The sequence below is a fragment of the Niallia sp. FSL R7-0648 genome (assembly GCF_038007005.1).
In the GTDB taxonomy this organism is placed as follows: domain Bacteria; phylum Bacillota; class Bacilli; order Bacillales; family Cytobacillaceae; genus Niallia; species Niallia circulans.
On sequence record NZ_JBBOWE010000001.1, the window covers coordinates 3836887 to 3849095 of the forward strand.

At 35.1% G+C, this 12209-nt stretch carries 13 protein-coding genes; 5 read left to right on the forward strand and 8 right to left on the reverse strand.

Going from position 1 to position 12209, the window contains the following annotated elements:
• Window positions 1-51 precede the first annotated feature (51 nt).
• Window positions 52-858, forward strand: coding sequence for a MurR/RpiR family transcriptional regulator (locus NSQ89_RS18670; protein ID WP_095322745.1), 807 nt, complete (start codon window positions 52-54; stop codon window positions 856-858).
• A gap of 130 nt (window positions 859-988) precedes the next feature.
• Here NSQ89_RS18670 and NSQ89_RS18675 read toward each other — a convergent pair whose 3' ends face one another.
• Window positions 989-1957: an iron-hydroxamate ABC transporter substrate-binding protein gene (locus NSQ89_RS18675; protein ID WP_336044734.1), complete on the reverse strand. Its 969-nt coding sequence runs from the start codon at window positions 1955-1957 to the stop codon at window positions 989-991.
• A 190-nt stretch (window positions 1958-2147) separates the two neighbouring features.
• Here NSQ89_RS18675 and NSQ89_RS18680 point away from each other — a divergent pair, with 190 nt between their 5' ends.
• Window positions 2148-3185, forward strand: a complete 1038-nt coding sequence (locus NSQ89_RS18680; RefSeq protein WP_095259525.1) for a FecCD family ABC transporter permease — start codon at window positions 2148-2150, stop codon at window positions 3183-3185.
• The gene (locus NSQ89_RS18685; protein ID WP_095259526.1) at window positions 3185-4201 is read left to right on the forward strand and encodes a FecCD family ABC transporter permease; all 1017 of its coding nucleotides are present in this window, start codon (window positions 3185-3187) and stop codon (window positions 4199-4201) included. The genes NSQ89_RS18680 and NSQ89_RS18685 overlap by 1 nt, the downstream gene beginning before the upstream one ends.
• A 57-nt stretch (window positions 4202-4258) precedes the next feature.
• Here the strand turns inward: NSQ89_RS18685 and NSQ89_RS18690 are convergent, their stop codons facing one another.
• The 5 genes from NSQ89_RS18690 to NSQ89_RS18710 form a co-directional block, all read right to left on the reverse strand.
• Window positions 4259-4981 carry a LytR/AlgR family response regulator transcription factor gene (locus tag NSQ89_RS18690; RefSeq protein ID WP_047944438.1) on the reverse strand — a complete coding sequence of 241 codons (723 nt, stop codon included), beginning with the start codon at window positions 4979-4981 and terminating at the stop codon, window positions 4259-4261.
• Window positions 4982-5378: 397 nt separating this feature from the next.
• The gene (locus NSQ89_RS18695) at window positions 5379-6095 is read right to left on the reverse strand and encodes an EAL domain-containing protein (protein WP_047944439.1); all 717 of its coding nucleotides are present in this window, start codon (window positions 6093-6095) and stop codon (window positions 5379-5381) included.
• Between the two features lie 246 nt (window positions 6096-6341).
• Window positions 6342-7058, reverse strand: coding sequence for a LytR/AlgR family response regulator transcription factor (locus NSQ89_RS18700; protein ID WP_061798094.1), 717 nt, complete (start codon window positions 7056-7058; stop codon window positions 6342-6344).
• 231 nt (window positions 7059-7289) lie between these two features.
• Window positions 7290-7856 (reverse strand): TetR/AcrR family transcriptional regulator, encoded by a 567-nt coding sequence (locus NSQ89_RS18705; RefSeq protein WP_047944441.1) that lies wholly within the window; start codon window positions 7854-7856, stop codon window positions 7290-7292.
• 2 nt (window positions 7857-7858) lie between these two features.
• Window positions 7859-8557 carry an MBL fold metallo-hydrolase gene (locus tag NSQ89_RS18710; protein ID WP_047944442.1) on the reverse strand — a complete coding sequence of 233 codons (699 nt, stop codon included), beginning with the start codon at window positions 8555-8557 and terminating at the stop codon, window positions 7859-7861.
• 649 nt (window positions 8558-9206) lie between these two features.
• On the opposite strand from NSQ89_RS18710, the gene NSQ89_RS18715 reads away from it, so the two are divergent.
• Complete coding sequence (locus NSQ89_RS18715; RefSeq protein WP_095259535.1) at window positions 9207-10238, forward strand: NADH:flavin oxidoreductase/NADH oxidase; 1032 nt, start codon at window positions 9207-9209, stop codon at window positions 10236-10238.
• A 106-nt stretch (window positions 10239-10344) separates the two neighbouring features.
• Here NSQ89_RS18715 and NSQ89_RS18720 read toward each other — a convergent pair whose 3' ends face one another.
• A complete protein-coding gene (locus NSQ89_RS18720) occupies window positions 10345-10929 on the reverse strand; it encodes a TetR/AcrR family transcriptional regulator (RefSeq protein ID WP_095259528.1) in 585 nt (194 codons plus the stop codon).
• A 196-nt stretch (window positions 10930-11125) separates the two neighbouring features.
• On the opposite strand from NSQ89_RS18720, the gene NSQ89_RS18725 reads away from it, so the two are divergent.
• Entirely contained in the window at window positions 11126-11860 is a 735-nt protein-coding gene (locus NSQ89_RS18725; protein ID WP_095259529.1) for a glucose 1-dehydrogenase, read from the forward strand.
• Window positions 11861-11943: 83 nt separating this feature from the next.
• On the opposite strand, the gene NSQ89_RS18730 is transcribed toward NSQ89_RS18725, so the two are convergent.
• On the reverse strand, window positions 11944-12171 hold the full coding sequence (locus tag NSQ89_RS18730) for a hypothetical protein (protein WP_123258326.1): 228 nt from the start codon (window positions 12169-12171) through the stop codon (window positions 11944-11946).
• Window positions 12172-12209: the final 38 nt, after the last annotated feature.

The window sequence follows — 12209 nt, forward strand, 5'->3', positions numbered from 1 at the left end:
CATTAAAATTTCGTTTTTTGGAAACCGTTACATTTCAGGAGGGATTATTAGGTGGGGCAGCTAATTGTACGATTGCTTACTATTCTTAACAACGAACGACTAGATTCAACTAACTATCATATCGCCATTACTCTATTAAATCATTATAATGAAATCTCACACTTAAGCATCTCTGAAGTGGCCAAGCTTTGCAATGTTTCAAAGTCTACGATCTCTAAGTTTGCCCGTTCTATTGGATTTGATGACTACTTTGATTTGAAGGATGCAGCCCCTTTTATAGAGAATCGCTATCAAAATGATTTGAATTACGTCTCCAATATTTTGTCTTCTATTGAAAAATTAGGGACGGAAAGCTACTTTGATGCCATTATCAAAGATATAGAAGCATATAAAAGAGAAATTGATTTAGAAGCCATTGACAGACTGGCTAAAGATATCCTACATTTCAAAAATGTTGCTTCCTTTGGCTTATTATTTTCAGAATCAGCCGCCTTTGATCTGCAATATAAATTAGCTTATAACGGGAAATTTATTGTCACTTTTCAAAGTGATAGGAAACAAGAGGAGTATATCGAAGAAGCGGAAGAAGATACATTAATTATCATTTTTTCTAACTCAGGAAACTTCTTAGAAAAACAACAGCTTCGGGCAGGAACACCAAAGAAAAATGTTTTTAAAAATACGAAAGCAAAAATCGTTGTAATCTCCTCCAATCCAAAGGTGAATGATTACGATTTCGTTCAAGATTCTATCCTCTTCCCACATCAAACAGATATCCAAACCCACTCCTTTATCTATCAAATCGTAATGGACATGCTCGTTTCAAGATTTAGATACTATAGAAGAAAGGAATCATAGGGACGATTCATATGAGGATAAATTATTTGTTTTTTAAACATATTTCTAAAAATAAAAGGCCAAGTAAAAGTATTTCCACTTCTACTTGGCTTTTTTATGGAGAAAGTCCTCGGAAGAACCATCCCTTTGCTTATTTCACTAGACTTTCTACTACGTCGTCAATGATTTGTGTATTGGCGATTGGACCAGAGTATAGCCAGCTTGTGTCTGGACCGTATTCATAAATGTTTCCTTTTTTCACGGCTGGAATATTAGACCATAAGGAATCTTTTAGCACTTCTGCTCCTTCACCGTCACTATTGATTAGGAATAGATGATCGGCATCCAATTGAGCTAGTTTTTCTAATGAAATAGCTGACCAGTTTCCTGTTGCGGTAGCGGATATTTCTTTTACTACTTCTGGAACCTTCAAGCCTAAATCGCCATATAGAACCGCTCCGCTTGATACATTTTCTCCAACAATAAATAATTTATTCGATACAAGCCAGATTGCTGCTGCTGATTCATCCTTAATAGATGCTTGAATCTTCCCTTTTGCATCTTCTGCCTTTTGGTCATAGTCTGCTAATACTTTTTCTGCCTCGTCCTTTTTTCCAATTACTTCTCCAATTGTTTGAAGTCTCTTGCGCCAGTCGTTATTATTTTCCTTTGAAACAACATAGGTAGGAGCAAGTTTCGCGTATTGATCATATTTCGCCCCCTCTACTTGTGCGCCCGATGACATTAATACTAAATCAGGAGCAAAGCTGGACACTGCCTCATAAGGCAATGAAGAGTCAATGGTTGGAACATCTTTTAACGAGTCTTGCAGATAAGCTTGAACCCCTTTTCCCTCTTTAATGGACCATTGAGCAACTGGAGTTACCCCTAATGATAGTAAATCATCTTCTAAGTATGAACCAATAATTCTTTTTGGCTCTGCCGGAACCTTTACTTCATTTCCAAGTGCATCTGTTAATGTACGTTCCGTTGCATCTTGGGAAGTGCCATTCTCTTTATTGTTATTTTCTTTACTACTATTATTTCCACATGCCGCAAGAACAGTGAAAACTAGTAGTAAACAAATAAATAATATCGATTTCATCTTTCGGTTATTCATTATGTATCCTCCTAATAGGTTATATTCCGATTATAAATGATAACGATTATCACTTTCAATAATAATATCGATTTTCAATTAATTTTATAGTAAAATTAATTGAAATGTTTCCTATATCGATTATTATTTAACCATTTACATACTATTATTTACTATTTTTCTCTCTATTTTATTAGAAAGTGGGTTCCTCATGAGTAAAAGTAACTCTTTTGAAAATGATAAAGCTGCTATATTTAGACCAAAAGCTGCCACTTTGGTTCTCTTAATTGGTCTTATAATGCTTTTCTTTTCTATTTGTATGTCCATCATTTTAGGAGTAGCCGATATTAACCTATCAACAGTTATACAAGGACTATTTCATTTTGATAGTACGTCCACCGCTCATCAAATTGTTTATCGTTTACGCCTCCCACGAGCACTTGCTGCTACCTTTATCGGAGCAAGCCTTGCCGTATCTGGTGCCATCATGCAAGGGATGACGAGAAACGCACTCGCCTCTCCTTCTATAATGGGGGTAACTTCTGGAGCTATGTTTGCCGTATCGATTGCCTTTGCTTTTCTGTCTGCTGTTTCCAATATGACTATTATGCTCTTTGCATTCATTGGCGCAGGTTTAGGGGCAGCTTTAGTCTTTTTGATTGGCGCACTCTCCAAAAGAGGATTAACACCAATGAAATTAGCGCTCGCTGGTACTGCTATCAGTGCCTTCCTTAGTTCCATTTCAACTGGAATTGCCCTTCGCTTTGATGTAGCTAAAGATATTAGCTTTTGGTATGCAGGAGGAGTAGCTGGAGTACAGTGGATTAATGTAAAATTACTTATCCCTGTGGCTATACTAGGACTAATTCTCGCTTTTTTCATTAGTAAATCTATTACTATTTTAAGTTTAGGTGAGGATATTGCTGCTGGTTTAGGCCAAAAGGTTGGTCTAGTGAAATTATTAGGTACGATTGTCGTTTTGCTTTTAACTGGGGCTGCTGTGGCAGTCGGGGGAACTATTGGATTTGTAGGACTCGTTGTTCCCCATATTGTTCGTTTTATTGTAGGATCGGATTATCGATTAATTATTCCTTGTTCGGCAGTTGTTGGTGCACTTTTGTTAGTGCTGTCAGATATCGTTGCACGCTTGATTCATCCTCCTTTTGAAACACCATTAGGAGCCATAACAGCGGTAATTGGCGTTCCTTTCTTTCTATATTTAGCACGTCGAGAAGGGAGGGGTCTGTAATGTCTTCTTTAAAATTAACGAACAAAAACATATATATTGTTAGCACTGCCTTACTTACGGCTATCGTTTTAGTCTTTGTTCTAAGTCTAAATATGGGAACCATAAAAATTAGTCCGATGGAAATGATAGAAGCTTTTACCGGTAAAGGCACCGTTCAAAACTTTAATATTCTATATAACTTTCGACTGCCTCGATCTGTAATTGCCGTTTTAATAGGAATGGGAATGGCAATTGCTGGAGCGATTTTACAAGGGGTTTCGCGTAATAGTTTAGCCGACCCAGGTATTATAGGCATCAATTCTGGAGCTGGCTTTGGCGTTATCCTTTATATCTTCTTTATTCAAGGAAGTGCTTTTCAAGCAGGTTCATTATCGGTTTATATCATGCCATTTTTTGCACTTGCTGGAGCTCTAATGGCTGCTGCACTCATCTACATCATTGCATGGAAGGATGGGGTTACGCCTGTTCGCTTAGTATTAGTCGGTATCGGCATTAACGCTGCGTTCGGTGCTTTAATCATAATTTTTCAATTGATGATGGATCCCCGGGATTTTACCCAAGCGACTATTTGGCTTTCCGGAAGTATTTGGAGCGCAAGTTGGAGTTATGTTCTTGCCCTTTTACCTTGGATTCTTATTCTTGTTCCGATTGCAATAAGCAAATTCCAATCCATTAATTTACTACAACTAGGTGATAATCTGGCAAAGGGTCTTGGTGTTTCGATTGAAAAAGAGCGAGGATTACTTTTGCTGCTTGCTGTCGGACTTTCAGGAGCATGTGTATCAGTTGGCGGAGGAATCTCCTTTTTAGGGCTTCTTGCCCCACATTTAGCAAGAATGCTAGTTGGTCCAAAACACCAACGACTCCTGCCGATAGCGGCACTAATAGGAGCACTTCTCCTGTTAACATCTGATATCATCGCCAAAAGTCTCATGGTTGGCTCAGAAATACCAGTTGGGCTCGTTCTATCCTGTTTAGGTGCTCCATATTTTATCTATCTTCTAATTAAAGAATAAGGAAGCAGAACCACGGTTCCTGCTTCCCTTTTTTATGGAAAAAGAATATCCCCCCTCTTATTGAATCAGCAAGGAATGGACTTCTCGTATTTTTAATTTTGATATGTTTGCACGCTTATCCGTTCCAGAAAAATAGGCTAAATAGGATTCGCCGAATAATTCAATGCGAACAATTTTCTTTAAATTAACAAGAAAGGAACGGTGGGTACGATAAAAATACCACGGTAATCGATCTACGAAGGAGAGAAAGGTTTCTGTCGTTTCATATGATTTCTTGATTGTATGTACCATTGTTTTTCGTGCGATTATTTCTATAAACAAAATTTCTTCTATTGGGATATAAACAAATCGATTACTTAATTTAATTAAAATCCGATTCCCCTTCCCGGTATGAATCTGTCTTCTACTCTTAGTATAAGATTCTTTTATTTTATATAAAAGGGATAGGAATGGTGATTCCATAATAGGCTTCTGCAAATACCCAACTGCTGAATAATTAAATGCTTCAATCGCCTGTTTTTTATCCTTGCCTACTAAAATAAGCTGGAAATCGGGGAGATAGTCTTTATAGGCACTATTAAAAATAGTGGAATGGATAGATGGTAAGTCATAATCAACAATTATAATATTAGGCTTCGCTCGATAAATTAATTCTAATAATTCTTCTCCAGTCTTTGCTTCTCCTATTATTTTAAAACTAGAATGGATAGCAATCAAATTATGGATAGATGAATTAATAGGTGAATCGATACAAGCTACCGCTATCGTTAGCGTTTCCATTCTTTCTCCTTTCTATATAAGACAACTACCCCCTGATGATCCATCTCATTAACTCCCTATTCACTGATGAAACTAACGGATTCACCTATACAGGAAGATTCAAAAAAAAGTATCGCATACCCTGTATTTTTCCTGTAATAGATATTCATCCAATAGCCCTTAATTTAAATGCCTCATATAACCTTATGTAAATATAACTTTATTTTATTCTTAATTTCAATGTCATTCTAATGATTCCATCCGACTTTTTATGATTCTCTTATATAAAAATAGCTGCCATAAGATGTTTGATCACATGTAAGTAATTGAGATCTAAACACAATGATACGGCAGCGTGCTTTTTCTATAAAAAACAATTATATTACTCCTTGTACTTAATAATTCATTAAAAAACTTTTTAGACCAGCATCTCTGGTTTTCCTAACAAAAATCCTTGGCCAAAAGGAACCTTCAATGCTTTAGTCATCGCTAAATCTGTCTCCTCTTCAATTCCTTCCAAGATAATTTTCATCTTTTCATCTGCAAAATCCATTAATAGATGAACTAGTTTTTGTTTTTCAGTGGAAAAAGCTAAATTGTTGGAAAAATAACGATCTAGTTTAAGATAGCTAGGAGAAATCTCTAAGATTTTCTCAAAATTTGCTATGCCTTTCCCAAAATCATCTAAAGCTATTTGAAACTGATTGTCTTTTAGAAAGGTAATCTTCTCCTTAAATAGAGGGGAATCCCATAGCTCTTCCTCTAATACTGTTTCATTTAATTCAAAGATAATCTTCCCTTTCATGGCTGGGAATTTTTCAAGTAAAGATAGAATCAGCGAATCAAATGATTCATGTATGATGGTTGATGGAAATATATTGATAAATAGTGGCTTCTTTCTTCTTGATGAAAGTATCTGGTAGTGTTCAATCGTATTGTTAATAAGAAAGGTATCTAATTCAGATAAATAATTCTCTTTTCTCGCATCAGCGAAGAAAGCTTCTAACGAGATGTCTGGCTCTTGGGATATACGCAGCAATGATTCATATCCGATAATCTTCCATTCTTTTATATTCCAAATTGGCTGATATACATGATAAAACTTTTTGCTTTTTAATCTTGTTATTATATCCACTTAGGGTATCCTCCAAAATAAACGAAAAGTCCTGATTTTTCAAATTTATCTAATCATACAAGTAAATTTACCGATTCTGTCAGTATTTGTCTATTGAACTTAACGCCATTTAGACATAATTTTAGTCATTTCTGTATGAAAAAGATACTTTTTAAACAGAACTTTAGCCATTTAAGAGTATCTACATAATATTCCATGTTTCGACATATTTATTTTTATTTAGGAGATATAAAAGTACTAGCTAACTTATAAAAGCATAGATACTCTTTCCTTTACCTCATTAATTTTCAACTTTGATATTTTCGCTTGTCTGTTTACTCCATCAAAATAGGCAATATACGTTTCCTTATAGGGACTAATCTCTGTCACCTTTTCTAGATTGATAATATAAGAACGATGCGACAGAAAAAATGTATCATCTAATTGAGGTAATAACTCTCCAATATTTTCCCGAGTCTCCACTATATCTTCGGCCGTATATATAACACATTTCTTGCCTATTTTCTCAATAAAATATATTTCTTCCTTTTTAATATAATACATGCCTTTATGATATTTAACTGGTAAATTATTAAAAGAGAACCTTTCTCTCTTGCTCGCTATCACTCGTTTTGCTTTTTCAATAGCTTTAGATAATCGAAAACTTCTGAATGGCTTGACCAAAAAATCAATAGCATCTAATTCCAATGCTTCTAATGCATCCTTCTCACCTTCTGCTAAAAAAATAAAATGAATTTCTCCCCCTAATTGGTAACATTGCTTCATGACTTCCAGTCCGTTCATAGATGGTAAATCTACTTCTGTTATTATCAAATCAGGCTTCCACTTCTGATATTGATAAACTAAATCATTGCCGTTATCACACACAGCAATAATTTCTATATCCTTATGATCCTTTAAATAATAACGAATACGAGCGATCACTCGTTTATCTTTATCGGCTATCATTACCCTAATTAACATAGTAACTCCTTTCTCTATGTTTCTATTAAATGCAACAGGATAGACTTATTTTCTTAAAACTTCTTATCAAAAATGAATGTTTTTATCATTACAAATAGGCAGATAAATAGTTAAATGACTGAACTATTTTAACATGTTCCTTTTCTTTAAACCAAACAAAAGTCATTAGTGAATAAACCTACTTTTGCCATAAAAAAAGGGCGACTATAATAGTGACCCTTTCCACTTCGCTTATGAATGTTTTTCCAACCCTTCAATAAAAGTAGAAACCAAATAATGAAAGCTTTTATCCAGCTCTATCGGCATGCCAAATCCTTTTTGATTTTCAATAGAGGCAAATCCATGAAGAATGCTCCTTAGCCCGCGAATGGCATGAATGGTCTCTTCTTCGTTTAAATCATATGGCTTTAATACTTCTATTAATAATTGAATTATTTGATTAGCAGCTGTTTGAATTTCCTCTCCTTTCTTCGATGCCGATTCAATAGTTAACATGTAGAGCCCTGGCTGCTCTCTCGCATAGGTTAAGTAGGCGAAGCTTAAATTATGGATAGTCTCTGCTTTTCCACCTTCCATTATTGCGTTCTTTAATAACTGATATAGACTTTCTAATGCTCGCAATGTTAACAGATTCATGATATCGGGAAGCCCATTGATATGATTATATAGGGATGGAGATTTAACCTGAAGTCGCTTTGCTAGATTAGCTATCGTTACTTCCTTTAATCCTTCCGTATTGGCAATTTCGATTGCCATGGCAATAATATCATTATGTGTTATTCCTGCTCTTGGCGACATATTTATCCTCTTTCTTTTTTAAGTAATGATTCAATAGAAGGCTGAGCATTTTCCAGCAGATCTCCATGCCCAGTGGCTAAAAGACTAATATTTAGAGACAGCACTTTCTTCGCACTCTCAATGGCTTTCTCCTTATTCCAGGTTGCCAATGCTGGAAAAGGAAAGAAAGTCCGAAATTGACCACTTATAGCAAAGCCTCCTCTTGTATGAAAAGCATCTCCAGTAATCAAACTATTATCTCGTTTATCGAGAAAGCCAAAGCTCCCTGGTGTATGTCCTGGTAAAGAAATACTTATTAGCGAACCAATTTGATCCCCATCTTTTATTAGCACATCTGGATTCGTCTTGATATTTTTAGGTAAACCCCCTTTTAAAACAAAGGGTTCCTCTTGCTTGTCAATAGTATGATCCCCGCCTAATATGCGAGCATCTCGTACAGATATATAGACTTTCGCATCTGGTAATCTTTCTTTTAGGGCATCTAATGAGCCAATATGATCTCCATGGGCATGAGTAAGAATAATCTTCGTAATCGGTTTATTCAGTTTTTCAGCAAATAAGAGAATTTTTTTATAGCTGAAAGGCAAAGCTGTATCAATTAATGTTAATTCTTCCCCTTCCTCGACGAGATAGCAGTTCACTGGAAAAATTCTTGGCAAAAAAGTCAATTGATATAAATAATTATGGTGGATAATTCTCAATAGTCAAACCTCCTGATTAAAAAAACTAATGGTATTAGTTTCATTTTAACTAATGCTATTAGTTTTAGCAAGTCATTGTTTTTTAAATAAAAAAATACTCTTCATGTCCGAGAGTATTTTAAAAAACACCTTATTATTTGTTATCCTTTTAAATCTCTCTTTTTTTGCCGCAACGCACACACTTATTGGAGTAATAACTAAATTTATGGCGTCTTTTAAAAAAACAGATAATGGAACCTAGTCTCACTTTATCATCTCCATCCCCAATAAATAATTTGAGTATCCAATTATCTTATTCTGTGATGTTGCGCCTATGAAAGATTTAAGCCGCTCTCTATATATTGTATTCATTATATAACAACATATTAATAAGATAAAAGGTAATACTGTTAATTTACTGTATATTTTTAATATTTAAATAGTAATTTGTGCAATTACATTTCTCTTTTCTTATTTTATTTTTATCATGGATGAAATATGTAAGATTTCATCTATTAAAATAAATATTTTTTATAACAATCGATAGGATTTATTTTCAGCATCTTGTACATAATAAATCATTGGTGAAAGCATAATATTTGAATTAAATAGCGGCTGGTGGTAAGTTTTTAGACAAACATATATTTTATTGATGAAAGAAGGCAAAAATATGAAGGATCTATTTTCTCCTTTTTCTTATAAAGGATTAGAATTAAAAAACCGAGTGGTAATGCCTCCAATGTGTCAATATTCAGTGGAGAAGAAAGATGGAATTGCAACAGATTGGCATTATGTTCATTATGTAAGCCGTGCGATTGGCGGTGCTGGATTAATTATTATTGAAATGACTGATGTAGAACCAGATGGCCGTATTACAGATAACGATTTAGGTTTATGGTCTGATGAGCAAATTGCACCATTGAAACGTATTGTCGATGCTTGTCATCAATATGGCGCAAAAGTGGGTATACAAATTGCACATGCTGGTAGAAAAGCAGAAGATGCTCCACAACCAGTATCAGCATCTGCTATTCCATTTGATGATAAATCAAAAACTCCAAGAGAATTAACAACACATGAAGTAAAAGAAATGGTAGAAAAATTCCGCCAAACAGCTGCCCGTGCAATAAAAGCTGGTTTTGATACTATCGAGATTCATGGTGCACATGGATATTTAATTCATCAATTCCAATCTGCCTATACAAATAAACGTACAGATGAATATGGTCAAGATTTGACGAAGTTTGGTGTAGAAGTCATTAAAGCGGTGAAAGCAGAAATGCCGACTGACATGCCACTAATCATGCGTGTTTCTGGTAAAGAGTATGTAGAAGGCGGATACGATATTGAAGACAGTGTTGCTTTTTCTAAAAAATACGAAGAAGCTGGAGTAGATATTTTCCATGTCAGTGCAGGTGGAGAAGGCCCAATTGCAGCTGCTGGCAGACCTGGGACACATGTTGCCTACCAAGTTCCTCTAGCTCGTGCATTTAAACAAGAACTAAATGTGCCCGTTATTGCTGTTGGAAGACTGGATTCAGCAGAACTAGCAAACTCTGTTATTGGGAACGAGGATGCAGACCTTGTTGCTGTAGGAAGAGGAATGCTTCGCAACCCATATTGGACTATCGAAGCAGCGGCGCAATTGCGCAAAGAAACAGAAATGCCAAAACAATATGCTGTTGCCTTTCCGAAGAAATAAACGATTCAAATATATCTAAAAGGGGAAAAGCACCAAAAGATATAACTCTATGGCGCTTTCCCCTTTTTATTAATCCTTAAAAAATCGACAGCCTCATAACTGTAAATTATCGTTCCTCTTTTACTTTTATTTCTCCCAATGTTCTTGAATAAATGTAGGCTAATCTTTCCGCCATTTCCTCTGGCGTACTTTGAAAATCTGTTTTTATCCAATAGATGAATAATCCTAACAGTGCGTATGTTTCATATAAATTTAAAGCCTCTGTATCAAACCATATTTCTTCCTTTAAGTCCAATTCCTCACGGCTAATATTTGCAATAGTTTCACAAAAAATATTTTGAGAACCAGGGATAACCTCTCCCATTAGCATTAATGAAAAAATGAAGGGATTATCGTGTATAAATGTAAATAGCGAAATTGTCCGAGATGGATCAGATAATGAAAAAGTCTTTTTACCCGCAAAACTTTGTTTAAAATTCGTAGTCAATTGATCTAAATAATCTCTAAACACATCTTCCAATAATTGTGAACTATTATCATAATGAGAGTAAAACGTTACTCGATTACACTTTGCTACTTCTGCTATTTCCGTGATAGATATATCCTTAAATTCCTTTTTCTTTACTAACTCCAGCATGGCCCTTTTCAAATTATTGCGTGTTCTCACTATTCTCCGATCTGCTTTTACCACGACTATAATACCACCTTACAAATTTTTATAAATTATATCATACTAATTTTTGATTATCCTCTCTAATTTACAGTTAAACTATTAATAACATATTATCTTTGACAACAGTTAAAAGTTCTGTTAATTTACATATGTAGTTTATTTGTTTGATTATCATTATTTTTTTACTATTGACCGTTAACAAGGAGGATTAATCATGTCTCGATTAGAAGGAAAGATTGCTATTATTACTGGGGCTGCTCAAGGTATGGGAGCTGCTCATGCCCGTCGTTTTATAAAAGAGGGCGCAAAAGTTGTTTTAACAGATTTAAATGAAGAAAAAGGACAAGCACTAGCGGAGGAATTAGGAGATTTCGCTTTCTTTCTAAAGCATAATGTTACGAAAGCGGAAGAATGGGAGACTGTAGTTACAAATACAGAAGCAAAATTTGGATCTGTTGATATTTTAGTAAATAATGCTGGGATAACAGCGGCAAAATCTATCTTACAAATGACAGAGGAAGACTATCGCAGAATTGTTGATATTAATCAAGTATCTGTATTTCTTGGGATAAAGACTATCATTCCTTCCATGCAAAAAGCTGGTGGCGGATCGATTATCAATATATCTTCTATCAATGGAATAGTCGGAGGTGCGGTAGGTTATACTGATACAAAATTTGCTGTTCGAGGAATTACGAAAGCAGCCGCAGTAGAATGCACTCATTATGGGATCCGCGTAAATTCCGTACATCCTGGAGTTATTGCGACTCCTATGGTTGTACAAGAAGATACAAAAACCGCTGTAGAAGAATTTTCTAAACATATACCACTTAAGCGAGTAGCTCAGCCAGAAGAGGTAACAAACATCGTCCTATACCTAGCATCAGACGAATCCAGTTACTCAACTGGGGCAGAATTTATTGTTGATGGCGGCTTAACAGCTATTTAAGCAATTTACTATAAGGGACGGTTTCTTGTTTCCCTATTTTGGTTCAATGCCAAAATAGGGAAACAAGAAACCGTCCCTCTGCATTACATACCAGTTTTATACTTTTTTTCACTTGAAGATGTATTTTTGGTGTCATGTTTTGCCTTTTCTTCTCTTTGTTCTTCTTTTAAATCTTCCATTGGAATGGGATCAACTGTCTGCTCTATCTCAAACTTATCAAATAAACTTTCATTTTCTGTAGGATACTGTTCTGGATTATCCATATTCAGCTGCGTCTTATTCGAGGTAGATTTCCCTTTATTCTCAGCCATCAGCGTCACCTCCCTATTTATATTATTTATACCCGAGT